This is a genomic window from Halomonas sp. ATBC28 (genome assembly GCF_005937175.1).
Classification (GTDB): domain Bacteria; phylum Pseudomonadota; class Gammaproteobacteria; order Pseudomonadales; family Halomonadaceae; genus Vreelandella; species Vreelandella titanicae.
Genome location: NZ_VCQL01000008.1, coordinates 54,092 through 73,936, shown reverse-complemented (window position 1 = coordinate 73,936; position 19,845 = coordinate 54,092). Strand labels below are relative to the sequence as shown.

Annotated in this window: 17 protein-coding genes; 9 read left to right on the top strand and 8 right to left on the bottom strand. The window is 55.5% G+C overall.

Features of this window, described 5'->3' with window-relative positions; genetic code table 11:
• Nucleotides 1–18 precede the first annotated feature (18 nt).
• Together nfo and E0L35_RS10865 are read left to right on the top strand one after the other, a co-directional pair.
• Nucleotides 19–861, top strand: a complete 843-nt coding sequence (nfo, locus tag E0L35_RS10870) for a deoxyribonuclease IV (protein ID WP_138800293.1) — start codon at nt 19–21, stop codon at nt 859–861.
• A gap of 109 nt (nt 862–970) precedes the next feature.
• Nucleotides 971–2,386 (top strand): amidase, encoded by a 1,416-nt coding sequence (locus E0L35_RS10865; RefSeq protein WP_138800292.1) that lies wholly within the window; start codon nt 971–973, stop codon nt 2,384–2,386.
• Nucleotides 2,387–2,456: 70 nt separating this feature from the next.
• Here E0L35_RS10865 and E0L35_RS10860 read toward each other — a convergent pair whose 3' ends face one another.
• Entirely contained in the window at nt 2,457–2,891 is a 435-nt protein-coding gene (locus E0L35_RS10860; RefSeq protein WP_009286505.1) for a hypothetical protein, read from the bottom strand.
• A 270-nt stretch (nt 2,892–3,161) separates the two neighbouring features.
• On the opposite strand from E0L35_RS10860, the gene E0L35_RS10855 reads away from it, so the two are divergent.
• From E0L35_RS10855 to E0L35_RS10830, 5 genes are all read left to right on the top strand, one after another.
• Nucleotides 3,162–4,880: a proline--tRNA ligase gene (locus E0L35_RS10855; protein ID WP_138800291.1), complete on the top strand. Its 1,719-nt coding sequence runs from the start codon at nt 3,162–3,164 to the stop codon at nt 4,878–4,880.
• 386 nt (nt 4,881–5,266) lie between these two features.
• Nucleotides 5,267–5,950 carry a Cupredoxin gene (locus tag E0L35_RS10845; protein WP_138800290.1) on the top strand — a complete coding sequence of 228 codons (684 nt, stop codon included), beginning with the start codon at nt 5,267–5,269 and terminating at the stop codon, nt 5,948–5,950.
• 50 nt (nt 5,951–6,000) lie between these two features.
• Nucleotides 6,001–8,370, top strand: a complete 2,370-nt coding sequence (locus E0L35_RS10840; protein ID WP_138800289.1) for an EAL domain-containing protein — start codon at nt 6,001–6,003, stop codon at nt 8,368–8,370.
• Nucleotides 8,367–9,245, top strand: coding sequence for a DUF3034 family protein (locus E0L35_RS10835; protein WP_249362129.1), 879 nt, complete (start codon nt 8,367–8,369; stop codon nt 9,243–9,245). The genes E0L35_RS10840 and E0L35_RS10835 overlap by 4 nt, the downstream gene beginning before the upstream one ends.
• 10 nt (nt 9,246–9,255) lie before the next feature.
• Complete coding sequence (locus E0L35_RS10830; RefSeq protein WP_138800288.1) at nt 9,256–9,723, top strand: group 1 truncated hemoglobin; 468 nt, start codon at nt 9,256–9,258, stop codon at nt 9,721–9,723.
• Here the strand turns inward: E0L35_RS10830 and E0L35_RS10825 are convergent.
• The 4 genes from E0L35_RS10825 to E0L35_RS10815 form a co-directional block, all read right to left on the bottom strand.
• A complete protein-coding gene (locus tag E0L35_RS10825) occupies nt 9,707–10,759 on the bottom strand; it encodes a GGDEF domain-containing protein (RefSeq protein ID WP_171051138.1) in 1,053 nt (350 codons plus the stop codon). The two genes, E0L35_RS10830 and E0L35_RS10825, sit on opposite strands and share 17 nt — an antisense overlap.
• A 92-nt stretch (nt 10,760–10,851) precedes the next feature.
• A complete protein-coding gene (locus tag E0L35_RS10820; RefSeq protein WP_249362128.1) occupies nt 10,852–11,367 on the bottom strand; it encodes a hypothetical protein in 516 nt (171 codons plus the stop codon).
• A gap of 201 nt (nt 11,368–11,568) precedes the next feature.
• Nucleotides 11,569–11,724 (bottom strand): cytochrome c oxidase subunit CcoM, encoded by a 156-nt coding sequence (gene ccoM / locus E0L35_RS26265; protein ID WP_022523728.1) that lies wholly within the window; start codon nt 11,722–11,724, stop codon nt 11,569–11,571.
• Between the two features lie 108 nt (nt 11,725–11,832).
• Nucleotides 11,833–12,351, bottom strand: a complete 519-nt coding sequence (locus E0L35_RS10815; RefSeq protein WP_022523729.1) for a peptidylprolyl isomerase — start codon at nt 12,349–12,351, stop codon at nt 11,833–11,835.
• A gap of 140 nt (nt 12,352–12,491) precedes the next feature.
• Between E0L35_RS10815 and E0L35_RS10810 the strand changes: the two genes are divergently transcribed.
• The gene (locus E0L35_RS10810) at nt 12,492–13,853 is read left to right on the top strand and encodes an MFS transporter (protein WP_022523730.1); all 1,362 of its coding nucleotides are present in this window, start codon (nt 12,492–12,494) and stop codon (nt 13,851–13,853) included.
• A gap of 19 nt (nt 13,854–13,872) precedes the next feature.
• On the opposite strand, the gene E0L35_RS10805 is transcribed toward E0L35_RS10810, so the two are convergent.
• Complete coding sequence (locus E0L35_RS10805) at nt 13,873–15,690, bottom strand: SEC-C domain-containing protein (RefSeq protein WP_138800285.1); 1,818 nt, start codon at nt 15,688–15,690, stop codon at nt 13,873–13,875.
• A gap of 137 nt (nt 15,691–15,827) precedes the next feature.
• Nucleotides 15,828–17,069 (bottom strand): AarF/ABC1/UbiB kinase family protein, encoded by a 1,242-nt coding sequence (locus tag E0L35_RS10800; protein WP_138800284.1) that lies wholly within the window; start codon nt 17,067–17,069, stop codon nt 15,828–15,830.
• 213 nt (nt 17,070–17,282) lie between these two features.
• Here E0L35_RS10800 and E0L35_RS10795 point away from each other — a divergent pair, with 213 nt between their 5' ends.
• A complete protein-coding gene (locus tag E0L35_RS10795) occupies nt 17,283–19,205 on the top strand; it encodes a DNA topoisomerase III (protein WP_138800283.1) in 1,923 nt (640 codons plus the stop codon).
• A gap of 108 nt (nt 19,206–19,313) precedes the next feature.
• Here E0L35_RS10795 and E0L35_RS10790 read toward each other — a convergent pair whose 3' ends face one another.
• Complete coding sequence (locus E0L35_RS10790; RefSeq protein ID WP_009286495.1) at nt 19,314–19,829, bottom strand: MgtC/SapB family protein; 516 nt, start codon at nt 19,827–19,829, stop codon at nt 19,314–19,316.
• Nucleotides 19,830–19,845: the final 16 nt, after the last annotated feature.

Below are 19,845 nucleotides of genomic sequence, written 5' to 3'. Positions count from 1 at the left end.
ACTGACAAGGAGTCCACCGTGAAGTACCTAGGAGCCCATGTGAGCGCCGCTGGCGGCGCAGACCAAGCCGTGCAGCGAGCAGTGGAAATCGGTGCGGATGCGTTTGCGCTATTCACCAAAAATCAGCGTCAATGGAAAGGTAAACCGCTCACCGATGAGGCGATTCAAGCCTTTCGCGATGCCTGTGCCGAGCACAACTTTTCTGCAGAGCAGATTTTGCCCCACGACAGCTATCTGATTAATCTGGGTCACCCCGAGCAGGAAGGGCTGCGCAAATCCCGCGATGCGTTTCTGGATGAGATGCAGCGCTGCGAGCAGTTGGGGCTGACGCTGCTTAATTTTCACCCTGGCAGCCATTTGAACAAAATCAGCGAAAGCGACTGCTTAAAGCGTATTGCAGAATCCGTTAACGAAGCGCTAACGCATACCCAAGGCGTTACCGCAGTCATTGAAAATACCGCTGGCCAAGGCACTAACCTAGGTTGGCGCTTCGAGCATTTGGCCGAGATCATTGCCCACGTGGACGATAAAACTCGCGTGGGGGTGTGTATTGACACCTGCCACGCCTTTGCGGCGGGCTATGATCTACGCACGACAGAGGCCACCCAAGCAACGCTTGATGAGCTAGACAGCGTGGTCGGCTTTGAGTATCTGCGCGGTATGCATTTAAACGATGCCAAAAGCAACCTTGCCAGCCGCGTGGATCGCCACCATAGCCTGGGCAAAGACAATATTGGCCTACCTGCCTTTACCACCATCATGCAGGAACCACGGATTAACGGCATTCCAATGATACTGGAGACCATCGAACCCGAGATATGGGCCGATGAAATAGCTTGGCTACGCGCTCAAGCCTCCTGAAGTGGATACAAAGAGTCAGCCTACGATTCAGCGGTTTTTGCACGCCCGGTAATGCTTGCCTACGCTTAAACTCCTTTACCCAAGCCCCAGCCTACGTAAGGAGTGTGCAATGAGCGATACCGATCTTGGCAGTTTAGATGCCCAGACCCTAGCTCACTTGTTTGCAAGCCGAGAGGCCTCCCCGCTAGAAGCGACTCGTGTCGCTCTTGATCGAATCGAGCGCTTCAACCCAGACGTTAACGCCTATGTGTATGTAGATGCTGAAGGTGCGGAATCGGCGGCCAAAGCCTCGGCGCGGCGCTGGGGGCAAGGCAAGCCGCTAAGCCCCATCGACGGGGTGCCGGTATCGCTTAAAGACCTGACCCAAGTGGCAGGCATGCCCTGCCGAGAAGGCTCGTTAACCTCTTCTGAAGCGCTATGTGACACCGATGCGCCACCCGCACGCATGCTGCGTGAAGCAGGCGCCGTCATTTTAGGTAAAACCAACACGCCCGAATTTGGCTGGAAAGCCGTGACCGATAACCGTGTCTTCGGTGCCACGGCTAACCCCTGTGATACTCGGTTAACCCCCGGCGGTTCTTCCGGCGGGGCCGCCGCTGCTGCGGCACTCAATATGGGGGTACTGCACCAGGGCGGCGACTCCGGCGGATCCATACGTATCCCCGCGGCGTTCACCGGTGTTTTTGGCTTCAAACCCACATTTGGCTGGACGCCCCAATGGCCTCCAGCTAAAGAACCCAGCCTATCGCACCTGGGGCCGTTAACGCGCACCGTGCGGGATGCGGTTAGCATGCTCAATGTGATGGGCCGTTACGACTACCGTGACCCTTACGCCACCCGCGGGCAGCCCGAGTGCTGGGGGATGGATTTGGATAAAGGTTTAACCGGACTACGGATTGGCTACTCGGCTGATCTTGGCTACGCCAAGGTAGATCCACAGGTTGCCGAACGCGTGCGAGAAGCAGCCGGCAGACTGGAGGCGTTGGGCGCTGAAATCGTCGAAGTGCATCCCGGCTTTTCGTCACCGCTGGATACCTTCCGTAAGCTGTGGTTTACCGCCTCTTTAGAGCAGTGGTCACAAATGGATGATCACCAGCGTACGCTGCTAGATTCAGGCATGGTGGCCAATGCCCGTGAGGCCGAACCCTGGAAAGCCGTTGAACTGTTTCGTGCCTTGGCAGATCGTGCGGAGTTAACCCAGCTCCTGGAGCACTTTAACCAAGAGTATCATCTACTGATGACCCCCTCGGTGGCGATACCGCCGTTTGAAATTAACCAGGAAGTTCCCCTCGGCAGCGATATGCGGGACTGGGAAGAGTGGGCGCCCTTTAGCTATCCTTTTAACCTTAGCCAGCAGCCCGCCGCGTCAGTGCCCTGTGGTTTTACCGATAACGGTTTACCGGTGGGTTTTCAGCTTGCGGGTGGCAAGTATGATGATGTGCGGGTACTGCGTGCCTGCCACGCCTACATGGAAGCGCACCCGCCGCGCTTTCCCAGCGTACCCAACCCTCCCCAGTATGCTTAACACTTGCACGACATGAAAAAAACCAGCCAAGCGTGACACATGGCTGGGTTTTAGCGATCAATAGCGAACGTTACATAGCTGAGAGTTTCTCTTGGTCTAACACGCCCGACATACGCACCATGGCCAACGCTTCATCCAAGCTGCTCACCTCCTCGATCATGACCAACTCGCTCTCTAAGCTCACCGGCTGACCAGCTGTTTCAGAGAGCAATTTTTCCAGGGAAGCCACATCCATAGCGTCGTCTAAGTGGTGAACATCTACTGAGGCGCTGTTGCGGCCCGGCAGATAGATGGTGCCATTAGAGAAATCCACGGCGTAGGCAATCACTCCGGGTACAATAAAAAACAGCAAACCGACCCCATTGGCGACAGCAATAACCGGATCAATATCACCGCTCAATTGCCCTTTACGTTCAGGGTGAAAAAGCGTACCACAACCACTCAATGACACGATGGAAACGCCAACCACGGCGCCAGTCAACCAGCGACGAACTGCTTGATGCATGAAGGTTCCCTCAAATACAAAAGTAACGATAGTCGATATAGCGTATTGCGCTTGCGTTTTTGCCGACTATCGCGCCACAAAACTCGATCAGTTTAGCACAGCCATCCAAAAGCATAGATCATTTGAACATAAGCACTATTTTGCCGCTTTAACCGCTAGACCGTACAATGTCCCCATTCAACGCTTCCAAGCACTTTTTCAAGAACCCAGCTTTCAAGAACCAGGTTTTCAACAACCCTGTTTTCAAAAACCTAAGGAATGCTCACGCCCATGCGCGCCAGCCAATTACTGATTGCCACTCTCAAAGAAACCCCGGCTGACGCCGAAGTCATTAGCCACCAGCTAATGCTCCGTGCCGGGATGATTCGCCGTTTAACCTCAGGGCTATACACCTGGCTGCCACTTGGCCTGCGCACCCTGCGTAAAGTGGAAGCCATTGTGCGCGAAGAGATGAACCGTGCCGGTGCTCAAGAGGTACTGATGCCCGCCGTGCAGCCCGCTGAGCTTTGGCAGGAGTCTGGCCGTTGGGAGCAGTATGGCCCCGAGCTGTTACGCCTGAAAGATCGCCACGACCGCGACTACTGCGTCGGCCCGACCCACGAAGAAGTGATCACCGACCTGGTGCGCAAAGAGATTGCCAGCTATAAACAGCTGCCGGTCAATTTCTATCAGATTCAGACCAAGTTCCGTGACGAGATTCGCCCACGCTTTGGGGTAATGCGCTCCCGCGAGTTCATCATGAAGGATGCTTACTCCTTCCATCTGGATGAAGCCTCGCTGAAGCAGACCTACCAGGATATGTATGATGCTTACACACGCATTTTCACGCGGCTGGGCCTCGACTTTCGCCCGGTAATTGCCGACAACGGCTCTATCGGCGGCACCGGCTCCCATGAATTCCACGTACTGGCCGACTCGGGCGAAGACGATATCGTATTCTCCAACGCCTCCGAGTACGCCGCAAACATGGAAAAGGCCGAAGCCTTGCCTGCCCCGGTGGGCAGCGATATACAGCGCGAAGCACCTACCCAAGAGATGCATCTGGTAGACACACCTAATGCCAAGACCATCGCCGCCCTGGTTGAGCAGTTTGATCTGCCGATCGAGAAAACGGTCAAGACCCTGATCGTACATGCCGCTGAAGGTGGCCTGATTGCACTATTGGTGCGTGGCGATCATGAGCTGAACGAGGTAAAAGCAGAGAACCTTCCGCAAGTGGCGGCCCCGCTGACCATGGGCAGCGAAGAGGAAATTCGCGCAGCAGTTGGTGCAGGCTTTGGCTCGCTTGGCCCGGTTAACCTTGATATGCCCATTATTGCCGACCGCAGCGTTGCCCTGATGAGCGACTTTGGCGCGGGTGCCAATATTGAAGGCAAACACTATTTCGGCATTAACTGGGAGCGTGATGCTGCCCTTCCCGAGGTGGCCGACCTACGCAATGTGGTGGAAGGCGACCCTTCTCCCGACGGTCAAGGCACGCTCTCTATCAAGCGCGGCATCGAGGTTGGCCACGTCTTCCAGCTTGGCCAAAAGTACTCCCAGGCCATGAACGCCAACGTACTGGGCGACAACGGCAAAACCAGCCATCCTTGGATGGGTTGCTATGGCATCGGCGTGACCCGAGTGGTCGCCGCGGCCATTGAGCAGAACCACGATGAATCCGGCATTATCTGGCCTAACGCTATTGCGCCCTTCCAGGTGGCACTGGTGCCGATGAATGCACACAAATCCCAGCGTGTTCGCGAAGAGTCTGAACGTCTTTACCAAGCGCTCACCGCCGCTGGCTTAGACGTCTTGCTGGATGACCGAGACACCCGGCCCGGCGTTAAATTTGCCGACTTGGAGCTGATGGGCGTTCCTCACCGCCTGGTAATCGGCGACCGCGGCCTGGACAACGGCGAACTGGAATATAAAGGACGTCGGGATAGCGAAGCCACCATGGTGCCTGCGGATCAAATCATCGACTTTTTGCGTGAGAAAGCTAGCTAAGACAGTAACGCTGAGCGCCGCTGGGCTTGTAGAGACAAGCCCAGCGGCGTGAACGTATGGGCACGCCGCTAGCGCGTTTTATTGGTGATAACGTGCAGCGCCAGACGCAGCCTGGGAGAAACCTGGTACCCAGAGCGCGTCATGTATGCCTGGCGGGACACTTGGCGCCAGCCAGCATTGCGTTAAGCACTATCCTGCCAATCTAATCGGTAAAAGCTAACGTGGTCACTGGTGCGAGTGCCACAGCACCTCATAAAACAAAAGCAAAGTTAAGGATAAATCCACAAGTGTTGGCTTACCGTTAAGCCAAAGGCATGACTTTCTTGCATAATCCATCCACTATTAGGCTTAACACTTTGCCAGCTTAATGCGGGATGCCAATCTGAATGCCAACACAACAACGTAGCCCTTTTAGTGGCTTTTTCAGCGTATTTACTGCCCCGTTTTTTGTAGTGGCAATCACATCCCTACTTGTCTCCACCGCTAATGCTGCCCAGGTAACGGTGCGTAGTGTTGAAGGTCAACTGCTTGAGGACGCAGTGGTTGAGGTCTATTACGACACCTCAGCAGGAAATCCACCCCAACAAGAGAGTATCTACCAGCGCGATGCCGCCTTTCATCCCAAGGTGCTAACCGTACCGACCGGCAGCTATGTGGCATTTCCTAACCAAGATACGACTCGCCATCACGTCTACTCTTTTTCACCGGCCAAAACCTTTGATTTAAATCTCTACCTGCAAGAAACCCCACCACCAGTTCAATTCGACCGAGCGGGCATTGTCGTCTTGGGGTGCAATATTCACGACCATATGCAGGCCTTTATTGTCGTTAGCGACGCTCCCTATATGGCCACAACGGCTGCCGAAGGCACGCTTTTGCTGCCTACTCTGCCGCCAGGTGAGCATCGTGTGCGGATTTGGCACCCTCAACTTGATGACAGCCAACAAGTCTGGTGGGAAGGCGTCATCACCGATACCGACCAATTAAACGTCAGCTTGAAACTCAATGCGCTGCCACCCCCAGCGCCAACACTCTCCCCACTTCAGCAGCGATTTAAAGATGCCACCTAAGCCCCTATCAGTGTTCAGGAGATCGCGATCCGCCACTTAGTGAGGTTGCTATGCGCTTTAGAACGCGCCTGATGCTCGTGCTACTGACAGTGGTGATTGTCTCGCAACTCGCCACCGGGGTGGCGTTTCTTCGTGCGACCCAAAACGACGTCATTGCAAAAGGCTCCCAACGTTTAGAAGTGGGTGCCAATGTATTGGAACAACTGCTGGACGCACGCGGTGAGCAGTTAGCTAATAACGTCGCCATTCTTGCCGATGACTTCGGTTTTAAAAGCGCCGTTTCCACCCAGGACACCGATACGCTCTACTCCGTACTGGCCAACCATGGTGATCGAGCCAAGGCGGATATCGTGTTACTCAGCGGCCTGGATGGGCGTATTTTGGCAAGCAGCCATCACGCGCAAAATAGCCCCATGCCTTTCCCGCAGTTGTTCGATCGAGCCAGCCAAGAAGGCGAAGCTGTTAGCGTCGTCATCGCCGAAGGGCAGCCGTACGAGTTTGCCCTGCTGCCAGTGCGTGCCCCCAACCTGATTGGCTGGGTGGGTATGGGCTTTTTAATCAATGAAGCGGTCACGGAAGAGATTAATGCATTAACCGGGTTGGACATCAGCGTAGTCAACTATCGCGACAACGGCGAGATCAGCTACCTTGCCAGTTCTCATCCCGAGCAGCTGGCCCTGGAATTAATGAGCGGGCGTGACGATGAGCTAATCGAAGGTGAATATGCCTTACACAGCCAGATGACGCCGGATGCCGAGTACCTGACCTACGCGTCTCAGCTCTATTCCGATGACGTCAACCAGACCTATGCGTTGTTACAACTCTCACGCAACGAGCTGCTTGGCGCTTACCGCTCGCTGCAGTGGCAACTGCTGGGAATCATTGCTTTGATCCTGCTGTTTACCGTGCTGATTGCTATGTGGAGCGCCCGGAGTATGAGCAAACCGTTAATGGAGTTGGCGAAGGCGGCACAGCGCATTGGTCGCGGCGAACGTTTTACCGAGCTACCAATTGGTAGTGAGCGAAGTGAAACGGGGCTTTTGGCGTCGACACTGCTCGCCATGCAGGAAGGCATCGCTCAGCGCGAGGCGACGCTTCATCACCAGTCTCGCCACGACCTCCTTACCGACCTGCCCAACCGCATCAGCGCCCAAGAAGATATTAGCCTTTTGATCAAACGCGGTGAGCCTTTTACCTTGCTTCGCCTGGCGATTAACAACTTTCGCGACATCAACGACACCTTCGGCTATGCGCTGGGGGATCACGTGCTAGTCACACTGGCCAAGCGCTTGCAGCACTTTGATGGCTCTGAGAGCACTGCCTACCGACTGGATGGCGATGAATTACTGCTACTCGTCAAGCAGTCGAGAAGCGACTTTGCCTGGCGAACCCGCCTTTTTACAACGCTGCACCACCCTATCGACCTTGATAAATTCCCTATCACGCCGTCACTCTCGGCGGGCGAAACTAATTACCCCGACCATGGCGACAGCCCTCAACTGCTGCTGCGGCGTGCCGACATCGCACTCGATATGGCGCGTCGCCACCGTCACGCCCATCAACGCTATTTGGAAGGACAGGATGAGCATCATTTACGCCAGCTCACCTTGATTCGAGACCTACAGGACGCGGTGGGCAACGGTGAGCTGTGGATGGCCTACCAGCCCAAAGTAAACACACGTAACGGCCGTGTCGATCAGTGCGAAGCGTTGATGCGCTGGCGTCACCCGTCGTTAGGTTTTGTGCCACCCGATGAGTTTATTAGCTTGGCCGAGCATTCGGGAAGCATCAGCATGCTTAGCCACTGGATGTTAGCCAATGTATGCGCTCAACTGCATGCTTGGCAGCAGCGTGGTTACCACTTATCGGTAGCGGTTAATCTCTCCGCCAGTGATGTGATGGATCGCCAATTAGCTGCTTATTTGGCTAGTCTGCTTGAGCGCTATCGTCTTGCCCCTACCCGCCTGAGTATCGAAGTCACTGAAAGTGCCGTTATGCAGGACGTTGATGCCGCCATGGCCACGTTGATGGAGCTCAACCAACTAGGGCTGCGTATCGCGATTGACGATTACGGCACCGGCTACTCTTCCCTAGAGCAAATCAAACGCTTGCCCGTGGATGAACTCAAGATCGATAAATCGTTCGTGTTGGCCATTGATTCCCAAAAAGATGACTTGACTATTGTCAGCTCGACCATCGAAATGGGCCACAGCTTAGGACTGCGCTTAGTGGCCGAAGGCGTCGAGAATCGCGCCAGCGCCGAGCTGTTAAGCAAGCTTGGCTGTGACTATTTACAGGGCTATTGGATTGCTAAACCAATGCCAGCTGATGAACTCCCCGCCTGGTTGGATAATTTTACGCCGCTCTCCTTGCCCCACCCGATGTCTTCCCTACTAAAGGCGTTCCAGAGAAAGCCATGATGTTATTTCAATCTATGTTTTCACCATCCAGTTCACCCTTTCGGCACTTTTTTTTCAGCTGCCTTGCGGTCTGTTTAGCGCTTGCGGCCATGCCCTCCTATGCCGGTAGCCGAATTGTAAGTACGGGCGGAGTGAGTGCTATTGAAGGGGCCGCGGGGGGTGGCTTATCGCCTTGGGCAGTGTTGGCCAGCACCGCCAGCGAACAGGAAATCGGCGTCACTGCCGCCGCTACCCGTGCCTGGGTAGACGATTATCGGCTAACAGTGACCGGCGCAAGCCTGAATGTTTATGACCGTATTGAAGTCTCAGTGGCGCGTCAAACGCTTGATCTAGACACCCTGGGTGGTGAGCTAGGCCAGGATATTTACGGTGCTAAGGTGCGCTTGCTCGGTGATGTGCTCTATCACCCTTGGGGCATTTGGAGTGTTGGGATGCAACATAAACGACTGGTTGATGGCACCATTCCCACCGCCCTCGGTGCCGATAAAACAAGCGGTACCGATATGTATCTTAGCGCCAGCAAGTTGCTGTTTAGCGCTGTTGCCGGGCGCAATGTGCTATTCAACGCCACCCTGCGCAATACCAATGCCAACCAGGGCGGTCTGCTTGGCTTTGGCGGCGATCAGAGTAGCCGCTCGTGGATGGCCGAGGGGAGCGTGGGCGTTTTTATTACCCCGCAATGGGTTGTCGGTGCAGAGTATCGCCAGAAACCCGATAACCTAAGCGTAGTTAAAGAGGATGATTGGCAAAGTCTCTACAGTGCCTACTTCTTCAATAAGCACTTATCACTCACGGGCGCGTGGTTGAACTTAGGCGACATTGCCGGCCTACCTTCCCAACGCGGCGGCTATCTTTCACTTCAGGCAGCTTTCTAAGCGGGGCGCTATGAGCTTTCCACACAAATACAAGCGGACACACCGTGGTTTAATAACGGTTATTTTTGCAACAATCGCAATTACGCTCGCAGGCTGCACTCATCAGTCAGCCACTCAATCAACAACGCTTTACGAACGGCTTGGCGGTCAGGGCACTATCGACACGGTGGTCGAGAATCTCTTATACCGAATTGCGGATGATCCCGAAGTAGTGGTGTTTTTTGCTAATACCAATATCGATTTATTTGCTGAATCCCTGGCCAGCCAGCTATGCGATGTAAGCGATGGCCCCTGCCACTATGAAGGCCCGTCGATGGATCGTGCTCATCAACATATGGGGCTAACAGATGCGCATTTTAATCGCTTGGTGGAACATCTCGATGCGGCTATGCAGGCGGAGGGTATTGCCCTTGGCGCACGTAATGAACTGCTGGGCAGACTCGCCCCTATGTACGCAGACGTTATGCGTCTTCAGTAACCTGCCATCCGTCACGGCCCATCGCTTTTACCCGATAGAGTGCTTTGTCGGCGGCTTCGTAAGCGTAGGGAAACGTTGCTTCATCGGCTACAAAACAGCTCCCGCCAACGCTTAACGTCACGCCTTTTTTATCCGGATGGGCAGAGTGGGCAAAACCAGCTTCCCGCAGCCCTTCAATTAGCTGACGGCAGTAACGCTTCAGCGTGTCGGTGTTCGGGCAGTGAAGTAGTGCCGCGAACTCATCGCCTCCCAAGCGGTAGAGCTGCGCTTCATCATTCAGCGTTTCACCAATCAATGTGGCCAATTGGCGCAAAAGGGTATCGCCTTGCGGATGCCCGTAGGCATCGTTGTACTGTTTAAAAAAGTCTATATCGACCAGAATCAGCCCCAGCGACTGGTGCTGCTGCACCAACACATCCTGATGCAAAGCGCTGCGATTACCGATCCCGGTGAGCGGGTCGCGCATGGCGCGTTTCATCCACTCGAAGGTCTCTTGAGTGGCACGATCAGTGCGTCTTAGCTGGCGCTCATGGAGCCACCAAAACGCCAATCCCATCACAAAGATCAATAAACTGGAGTAGGTCAGCACCTGACTATGCTGACGGGTGCTTTCGGAAAAATCGTTAATCGCTGCGCCCCGACGATCAAGCTGATCCATCTCAATATGGGTTAAGCATTGAATCGGTGCGAACAACGCCATCGCCGCAGCGATACGGTCAATGCCCCGCGCCGCGAGCAGCGCCACCAGCCGATCCAACTCCTTCAAACTAGGCTCAACGCAGGTATATTCACGCCGATAAATGTGCACATCGGCTAAGCCGTAGGCCAGGTCAATATCCAAGGCTGCGGCATCCAGCGCATCTTGCTCTGCCTGGTCACTCAATAGCTCGGATTGGGCATTTTGTAGGTAGACCCGTGCCCGAGTAGAAAGCTGCTGACCTGTAAGGCTCCCCGTCTGGCTGAAATAAGCCTGTATTTCGGGGTATACCCAGCGCGATTCATAAACAATCAACACCATAAGTGCCAAAAAGCTCATCAAGCTCAATGATAACCACGTAAAATAGCGGTGCTGGCGAGCTAAAGGCCGGGGACGAACTGTGGGCTGCGCGACGGGCCTAGTTTTGGATGTCACCACTTCGCCTCTATGCTACGAATCATCCAGATCCAGTCATTGAACTCACGCAGGTTTTCTACGTCGCGATCACCCTTGCCCTGATTATTGTAGTCACGCTCTACCAGCCGCACAGGGCCTCGCGTACGGATGGTGAGCGGATCGCCATCCTCAGAGCTAACCAGGTACCAGTTAGGGTCGTCCCACCCTTCTAAGGTAACCTCGTAGTCGTCCCAAGCGGTAAAGTGAAGCGCCGGGGGCACTTCGCCAAACTGTTCAATCAGAAAGGTGCGAAACTCGACGCCCTGCATCTCCACATCGCGCCCTTGATAGGGGTCATAGAGTGTAAACGTCGTATCAGACATGTCGTGCAAGTCACTTAAAGCGACCTTTTGAGTGACATCGCCGTTGATCATATTTACTGCCTGGGCAAAGGCAGTCGCGGGAAGTATTATGCCCACGACAATTAACGCGCACGCTAACCGATCACGTACACGACCCCACGGGCTGTGGTGTAAGGCAACTGCGTTCATGACAAAGCATCCTAGTGTAGTCATTGCTTCAATGGACTTTACCAGAGCACGCCTTGCATTGCTCATTAACGCACGCTATGCGATTGCAACTTTTCAGCACATTTCAGGCAAAAAAAAGCCAGCCCATGGTGGGCTGGCAACAGGAGGTTTACTGCGATAGCAAACCCCCTCCCCTGACAAGGTTTACATGAGGTGGGAAAGCTACTTTTTACGCTCATCTTTACGTAGATGATCACGAATCACGAAGCCCACCCACCCCAGCATAAAAACGATCACTAACGCGACGGTCACTAAGCCGAAAATAACTGTGTCATCCCAATACATGGTGAATCCCCCCGCCGTGATGTATGCGTTCATACTAGTCACTCAACGGCAGAAGAATGCTGACCTAGATCAAGTTACGGCAGGCGGGGGTAAGCGGTTAAACAGGAAATTGATACTGGTCAATTTTTGGGTGCTATTAACCTACAGCACCTTGCGGTCTTCGACTTTACTGTGTTCGGTACCTGGTGGTAACGGATGGCCTTTGGCTAATTCTGCACGGGTAGCTTCGCGTACGTCTAAAATGGTGACTTTATAGTTCAGCGTGCGCCCGGCCAGGGGGTGATTGGTATCGACGGTGACGCGGTCACCATCGACTTTGAGTACCGTAACAATTTGCGGCCCGGCTTCGCCCTCAGTTTGAAAACGGCTGCCCGGCTCCAACTCAGCGTTACCAAAAGAGCCGCGACTGACTTCCTGAACCAAATCTTCGTTACGCACACCGTAGGCATCCGCGGGCATTAGTTGAACGCTAAGCTCGGCGCCTACGGTTTGACCTGCTAGCGCACTCTCCAACCCTGGCACGATATTGTCGTGGCCATGCAAATACTCTAGCGGCTTATTGCGCGCTTGGGAGTCATCCAGTACCTGCTTGCTGCCATCATTGAGCACGTCGCTGAGGACATAGTGCAAGGTAACTACCTGATGCGCCGTAATCGACATGGAAAACTCCTCTCCGGTAAGCTGTCGGTTTTGTGATAGAACTTCGCGATAGAACTTTGTGATAGCACTTTGCGATAAATACACTGCCTCAGTTTATCACTTGGCCGTTGCCAGCGTCTTTCCACCAGGAGTAGCGTTTAATGTTAAACCCCACCCCCCAGCGCACTTGGCTTGCTGCGCTGGCTATTTATTGTCGTGCCCCCGTTATTACCATGCTGTTTTTGGGGTTTTCTGCAGGCCTACCCTTTTTATTAGTGTTTTCAACACTCTCTGCCTGGCTGCGTAGCGACGGCGTGGAGGTAGCGGCAATTGGCTTTTTTGCCTGGATTGGCATGCTCTACTCGATCAAGTTTTTCTGGGCGCCGGTAGTAGACCGGTTAGCGCTCCCGATTTTAACCCGCGCCTTCGGCCAGCGCCGCGGTTGGATGCTGTTAGCCCAGGGGTTGATCGTTGCAGGGTTAGTGGGGCTGGCCGGTTTGAGCCCAGTGGGTAATCTCGGCTGGGTGGCCCTCTTTGCCCTGCTGGTGGCGTTTGGTTCAGCGACGCAAGATATCGCTATCGATGCCTATCGCATTGAGTCCGCCGATGACGATGTTCAGGCCGCCATGGCCTCGACCTATATTATTGGCTATCGCGGTGGCTTACTTGCCGCTGGTGCCGGCGCGCTGTATATCGCGGCCTCTGCCTCTTGGGATGCGGCCTACCTGAGCATGGCGGCGCTAATGGGCATTGGCGTTCTCACCGTGCTGCTGCGCCCTGAACCGAAGCGCGCTTCGCTTTCTATTCAACTTATCCATGAGCCTAAGGTACGGGCGTTTATTCGCGCCAGCCGCGGTAAGCCCAAACTGTTACGCCGCCTGGGTGCCTGGAGCATTGGTGCGCTGGTCTGTCCGTTTACCGACTTTTTTCGCCGCTATGGAGTGAAAGCGCTGTGGATTTTGGTGTTTATTGCCGTATTTAGAATCAGCGATTTGGCCATGGCCTCCATGGCCAACCCGCTGTATATCGACCTGGGCTTTTCGCTGGCAGAGATTGCTAACGTGACCAATATATTCGGCATTGCGATGAGCATTACCGGTGGAATTCTAGGCGGGCTATGCGTGGCGCGCTACGGCATTGGCCCGCTGCTGATCTTCGGCGCGGGGTTGGTGATGGTAACTAACCTGCTGTTTGCCGTGCTTGCCGTGGTGGGTAATCAGTTGCCCATGCTGGTGGTGACGATTATCGGCGATAACCTTGCCAATGGCTTAGCCAGTGCGGTGTTTATCGCCTTTCTTTCCAGTCTCACATCACGCGCCTATACTGCAACGCAGTACGCGCTGTTCTCATCACTAATGACGCTGCCAGGAAAGTTCTTGAGCGGTTTTGGTGGGCTGGTCGTAACCTCTCAGGGCTACCCAAGCTTCTTTGTCATCGCAACGTTACTGGGCCTTCCCGCCATTATCTTGGCGATTTGGATCAGCCGAGACAAGCAGTTAGTACCTACCCCCAAGCCTGCTTAAGCAGGCTTGAAGGTTTAGGCTAGCGGTGTGTTTCGAGCCAGTCCAAGGCCCCTGGCGTAGTCCGCCACTGATCGCGCATCAAGGTGCGGTACTGCCACGCTTCCGCCCGGGAGCCGGGGTCAACCTGACCATCGGGGTGAGGCATGGAAGGCCGCGGGCTCTCTGCACAAATTAGCTCTAACGCGTAGCGGTTATGGCCAAGCACATCGCCTAGCGCCGCTTCTGCCGCCTCACGCTGCTCTAACCGATAGAGTGCCAGGGCTTTACCCATCAAAAGCCCCAATACCAGCGAGCCGTCGTCGTCACTCTCTTCCGCAAGTGCCAACGCTTCCTCGTTGCGATCATCACGCAGCAGCTGGTCAAGTACCAGCTCCCGCAGCCCTAAGCTATCTTCCTGGTCGATCAGCAGTAGCTCTTCGGCCAACTCGCGGGAGTGCTGACACGCACCGCGCTCCATGCCAACCACCAGCGCTAACCCTGTGCGTAGCAACATGGCGTTGTTGGCATCGTCCCAGCACAGGTTGCCGTCGCCTTCGGCGCGGGCTTGTTCCAGCCAGCGCGAAAGTCGAAGCGCCAGTGGCTCCAGCAGGCTTGGGGCCATCCACGGCAGGCTGCCAAAGCGGCTGGTGAGCGCCAACGTTAAGTCCTGCACTACCTGTGGGGCGTCCAGCCACTCGGGATGTGCACAGAGTGCCGACATCCACTCAATGGCGTTGCCCCAGGGGTCATCTCGGAAGCCCAACGCTACGTCTTCATCCACCAACACCTGAAACTGCTCATGCCAAGCGGCAAACAGAGTCTCTTCACGAGCACTGGTGTTATATAGCAATCGCCCACTTTCAGGGTCGGCGCTTACATCGATTTTGGGGGCAGTGGGCAACGCGGCCAGCAATGCCTGAAGCGCTACCAGCGGCGTGGCCAGATCCTCTTCCGCGCTGAGCAACTGATCGGCAAGCGTCGCGCCGGGGTTATCTGCCAAAGCGGCTAAAAAATCCAGCTGATCTTCATCCAGGTCACCCTGGCGAACCAAGCGGCGATACCAGAAGTTGGCGCGCTCTTTGGCTTCCTGTTCGTGCCCTTCATGCAGTAACAGCATGGCTTCAATGTAGGCCAAAGTGGGCGAATCGGGCAGCGCCTGCTGAGCCTTCACAAAGGCACCGCGGGCACTATCGAGGTCATCGTTATCCAAGTGCATCAGGCATAAACGCTCAAGAGCCACGCCGCGCAAAAACAGCGGCCCCCGCTCCATCACATCATCAAGTAGGTCAGCACGTTTACGGCTAAAACCGCGCTCTTGATAAATATCCAGCAGGATTTCAAAGGCAGGCTCGGCCTGCTCAGGCAGCCGTGACCAGTCACTACCATCGAAGAGTGATTCAAGGATTTGCATAGCGCGGCCCGTCTGACCGCTTTCAGCAGCAATCAACCCGGCTTCCAGTAGCGCTTGAGCCGGAGCCTGTCGGCTATCCAACGCGGCTTTCAGGGTCGCGCCCTTCCATTCGCGCAGCGAGAGCATCCACATCATCTGATCGGGGATCTCAGTGGGAAACTCGATCTGATAGCAACACTGCTTGAATTTGCGCCCTGAGTCACACCAGCACGGTTCATTACGCCCCGGCGTGGCGAGGGGCTCACAGGCAAAGTCGAGCCGCTCTAGCGGTGTTTGCGACCACAGCACTGGTGCCAGCGCTTGGGCCATGGACACATCGCCTTCAAATGAATCCGCGCCTTTGGCACGCACCCAGGTCATAAAATCCGGATAGTGTTCTTGTTGCCTGATTGCCGAGAGTGCCCCGGAGGCGAATCCCAGCAGCTGATCGACCCATACCGCCAGCATTGCCGTCTCCATGTTGTGACAGGATAGCTTGTTAAACGATGTCGTGTTCAACGATATCGAATTAAACAATGACCTGTTTAAAAGCGGCATAGTTTAGCATGAAGGCCGACATGGTCGCAGTGGCAATCGGTTGATCATTAATAGGCTCGATGTAATAGCGGAAGCGTGCGCTCGTGCATATTCAGTCGCGCGCCCAAACGCACTAAATTCCAATAGTGACCGTTCAGCGCCCGGGAAAGCAGCAGCGTTTCTGCGGGAGGCTGTAGGCGATCCATCGCCGCCCACACTTTAGGAGTTAGCTCGCGCAGGCGACGGTGCACCCGCACATCGCTGAAATCCTGCTCGCCCGGCTCAAACAGTGGCGCGATACATTCAGCAGATTCACGATAGAGCGCCAGCGGCGCGCCCTGCCCCTGGCGGCCACCCATTTGCATCAAGGCTTCGTCCATCCCCATGGGGTCATGCTTCAAGGTGGCATCCAACAGTTGCATCATCGCCGTTATACGCGCATCGGGGACCGCAATTACCGCGCCCAAATCGTAAATCACCAGCCGCCCTTGGGCATCGGCTGCGAAATTACCCGCATGGGGGTCGGCATGTAGTTCGCCGTAGGTAAACAGCTCTTGGGTAATCCAGTCTGCTAATGTCTCGGCAATGCCCTGGCGCGTCTCGTCATCTGCCTCGGCTAATTCGCGCAATGGCGCTCCTTCCACGTAGCGCATCGCCAGCACATGAGGGCCGGAGAGCGCTGGCAAAGGCTCGGGAATCACTAGCCGCGGGTCATCCTTATAGCGCTCACGGTAGCGGGCCAGTGCATCGGCTTCGGCGTGATAATCCAGTTCCCCACGCAGGCTTTCGGCGAGCTCTTCAAACAGCGCGTCCAAGCGCGCCTGGGGTACTTTGAACCAGCGGCCTAAACGCATAATGCGTCGCACCTGGATTAAATCACTCTCCAACACCTCAGCAAGGCCGGGGTACTGCACCTTGAGCACGACCGTTTCGCCCTCATGAGTGGTCGCGCGGTGAACCTGCCCCATGGAGGCGCTGGCAAAGGGGCGCTCCTCGACTTCGCTGAAATAGTGGTCAATGTCGCCGTACTGCTGAACCAGCGCTTCATGAATACGTGGCCAGGGCATCGGTTCGGCTTGGCGCTGCAGGCGGGCAAGCTCCTCGGCGAGATCGGGCGGTAGCAGATCGTCCCACTGGGACATAATTTGGGCAAGCTTCATGGCCGGGCCTTTAAGCTCTGAAAGCCCCTCAAACAGCGCTTCGCCCAGGGCTCGCCAATCCGCTTGGCCACCTAAACGGGTTTTCAGCAGCGCTCCACCAGTGCGTGCACCCAACCCCATTAAACGTCGTGTTCTACCTCGATCACGCATTGATGATGCCCCTTAAATACCAGCCCTGACCATCAAATAGATTGCTATCAAACAGATTGCTAGCCAACAAAACTATTTGTACATAATTTATACAACTTAACAGTATCAGCAATTTATCGCATCACTACATTGACCTGCCCCCTCTGGCGCCAATGCTGGCCAGCGTCTGCTACCATAGGCGCCATCAAAGGATACGATGAAGGCTTCGCTGCTATGCGCCTGATAATTGCCGAAAAACCCAGCCTCGCCCAAGCCATTGCCGAGGCGTTACCGGGCACTAGCAAACGCCAGGAGGGCGCGGTGCTATGTGGCGACACCACGGTCACTTGGTGCCTAGGGCACTTATTAGAGCAAGCGCCACCGGAAGCCTATGACCCCGCTGACAAGCAGTGGCGGCTGGATCGGCTCCCTATCGTGCCGCAGCAGTGGAAGCTGATGCCACGCCCCAAGGCGCGTGGGCAGCTCGCGGTGATTCGCAAGCTGATCAAACAAGCCACCGATGTGGTTCACGCGGGTGACCCTGACCGCGAAGGTCAGCTGCTGGTGCAGGAAGTGATCGAGTACATGAAGTACCGTGGCCCGGTACAACGGCTGCTGATCAGCGACCTTAATAAACCTGCAGTGAGCCGGGCGCTTGCCAAGCTACGCTCCAACGCCGATTACCAGCCGCTGTTTCAGGCAGCCCAGGCCCGCTCTCGCGCCGACTGGCTGTATGGCATTAACCTAACCCGTGCCTGGACACTCACCGGCCGACAAGCGGGGCACGACGGTGTGCTTTCTGTCGGCCGTGTGCAAACCCCGGTACTGGGATTAATCGTGCGCCGCGATAACGCCATCCGTGATTTTGTGCCTCATCCGTTTTATCCACTATGGGTGGATCTCAAGGTTGCCCAAGGTCAACTGCGCGCCTGGTGGGCGCCCAAAGAGCACCAACCTCTTGACGATCAAGGCCGTTTGATTGACCGCAGGCCCGCCGATGCCCTGGCGGCTCAGTTACCCGGCGCATCAGGGCAACTCACCAAGCTCGACCAGCAGGAGAAACGCCAGGCACCGCCACTGCCCTACTCGCTCTCTGCTCTTCAGGTAGACGCCGCCCGCCGCCACGGGCTCTCTGCGCAGATGGTGCTGGATATTTGCCAGCGGCTCTACGAGCGCCACAAGTTGATCACCTACCCCCGTTCAGACTGCCGCTACCTACCCGAGGAGCATCTTCAGCTTGCTCAGCGCAGCCTCACCAGTGCCTGCCAGAACGATGAAGCGCTTCAGCAGTGGCTGAATGGAGCAGACTTTACCCTGCGCTCCAAGGCGTGGAACGATAAGCAGGTCGGTGCCCACCACGCAATCGCACCGACCGGAAAACCCGCTGATTTCAGCCAGCTCTCCGCTACCGAAGGCCATGTGTTTCGGTTGATCGTGCGCAACGTGATGGCTCAGTTCTACCGTCCTCTGCGCACCTTCGAAGTCAAAGCCGAATTTACGCTGCTTAATGAAGCCTTCCGCGCCCGCGGGCAAAGCATTCTCGACCCCGGCTGGAAACCGCTATTCACTACTCGGGATGAAACACCACCGCTGCCACCACTCACCCAAGGCGAGCCCTGCCAGGCACTGGGCGCAGGCGTAGAGGAGAAGGAAACCCGCCCGCCGGAACCGTTCACCGATGCCAGCCTGATCAAGGCCATGATGAACATTGGCCGCTACGTGGATGACCCGGAAGTGCGTCGTACGCTTCGCGACACCGATGGCCTGGGCACCGAAGCCACCCGGGCGGGCATTATCGAAACCCTGGTACAGCGCGGCTACCTGGTACGCCAGCAAAAAGCCCTGCGTGCCACCAAACTGGGTAGCGCCCTAATCGCCGCCCTGCCCAGCGCGGTAAGCACGCCTGAACGCACTGCGCTATGGGAACAACGCCTACGGGCAATTTCCGAACAGCAGGACGACCCCGCCGCGTTTCAACAGGCCCTGCTGGATGATTTACGCGGCCTGCTCACCCACAGTGACGCTGCCAAGCTGAGGCAGAGCCTGCAAACCGCCCAGGGTGAGGCCGGTGGCCCGCCGAAACGCACGGGTAAGCCGAGAAAGAACTATGCAAGAAGGAAAAGCCCCAGTGGAAGAAAGAAGGCTTCCAACAAATAATAATTATACCGTCTGGATGTAGTTCCCTGATTATAAAAAGGCGAGGCCTTACCAGAGGAGTTAACTCTCTGTTCATTCACGCCCTCTAGTTTTTGCATTCGGCTCCCATCAAATATCGGTATTGTCTTCGTCATCGCCCAAGGACGAAGACTTTTTCTTGCTGATTGAACCGGAAAAGAAAGGCACTACATAGAGGACTACCCAGGCCAGCAGCGTACACAAAACCGCCGTCTGCTCGCGTCCTAGGCCTACGGCTATGCCAATTGCCGCCGTCAACCAAACCCCTGCCGCCGTGGTAAGCCCTGACGTGCCTTTTTCATCTTTTCGGGTGATGATGGTGCCAGCACAAAGAAAACCGATGCCAGCAATAACGCCTTGGATGACCCGGCTCATTTCCGCATCAGAGATACCCGTTTGCTGAGGTATAAATATAAACAAAGCCGCCCCCATACAGACCAGCATATGGGTGCGTATTCCAGCGGCCTTGCCTCTCTGCTCTCGCTCGAGCCCCAATAGACCGCCTAGTACAGCCGCCAACAGCAAGCGAATCACAACAATGATGAATTCACTCAGGTCATTAAAATCCGAAAACTCGGATATTATAGTATTAATAATTACTTCCATCGTTTCGTTCCTTGAT

Excerpts from the sequence above, each read along its gene's own strand:
- E0L35_RS10865 (WP_138800292.1), top strand. The coding sequence starts at position 971 with ATGAGCGATACCGATCTTGGCAGTTTAGATGCCCAGACCCTAGCTCAC.
- E0L35_RS10860 (WP_009286505.1), bottom strand. The coding sequence starts at position 2,891 with ATGCATCAAGCAGTTCGTCGCTGGTTGACTGGCGCCGTGGTTGGCGTT.
- E0L35_RS10855 (WP_138800291.1), top strand. The coding sequence starts at position 3,162 with ATGCGCGCCAGCCAATTACTGATTGCCACTCTCAAAGAAACCCCGGCT.
- E0L35_RS10845 (WP_138800290.1), top strand. The coding sequence starts at position 5,267 with ATGCCAACACAACAACGTAGCCCTTTTAGTGGCTTTTTCAGCGTATTT.
- E0L35_RS10840 (WP_138800289.1), top strand. The coding sequence starts at position 6,001 with ATGCGCTTTAGAACGCGCCTGATGCTCGTGCTACTGACAGTGGTGATT.
- E0L35_RS10835 (WP_249362129.1), top strand. The coding sequence starts at position 8,367 with ATGATGTTATTTCAATCTATGTTTTCACCATCCAGTTCACCCTTTCGG.
- E0L35_RS10830 (WP_138800288.1), top strand. The coding sequence starts at position 9,256 with ATGAGCTTTCCACACAAATACAAGCGGACACACCGTGGTTTAATAACG.
- E0L35_RS10825 (WP_171051138.1), bottom strand. The coding sequence starts at position 10,759 with ATGAGCTTTTTGGCACTTATGGTGTTGATTGTTTATGAATCGCGCTGG.
- E0L35_RS10820 (WP_249362128.1), bottom strand. The coding sequence starts at position 11,367 with ATGAACGCAGTTGCCTTACACCACAGCCCGTGGGGTCGTGTACGTGAT.
- ccoM (WP_022523728.1), bottom strand. The coding sequence starts at position 11,724 with ATGAACGCATACATCACGGCGGGGGGATTCACCATGTATTGGGATGAC.
- E0L35_RS10815 (WP_022523729.1), bottom strand. The coding sequence starts at position 12,351 with ATGTCGATTACGGCGCATCAGGTAGTTACCTTGCACTATGTCCTCAGC.
- E0L35_RS10810 (WP_022523730.1), top strand. The coding sequence starts at position 12,492 with ATGTTAAACCCCACCCCCCAGCGCACTTGGCTTGCTGCGCTGGCTATT.
- E0L35_RS10805 (WP_138800285.1), bottom strand. The coding sequence starts at position 15,690 with ATGCTGGCGGTATGGGTCGATCAGCTGCTGGGATTCGCCTCCGGGGCA.
- E0L35_RS10800 (WP_138800284.1), bottom strand. The coding sequence starts at position 17,069 with ATGCGTGATCGAGGTAGAACACGACGTTTAATGGGGTTGGGTGCACGC.
- E0L35_RS10795 (WP_138800283.1), top strand. The coding sequence starts at position 17,283 with ATGCGCCTGATAATTGCCGAAAAACCCAGCCTCGCCCAAGCCATTGCC.
- E0L35_RS10790 (WP_009286495.1), bottom strand. The coding sequence starts at position 19,829 with ATGGAAGTAATTATTAATACTATAATATCCGAGTTTTCGGATTTTAAT.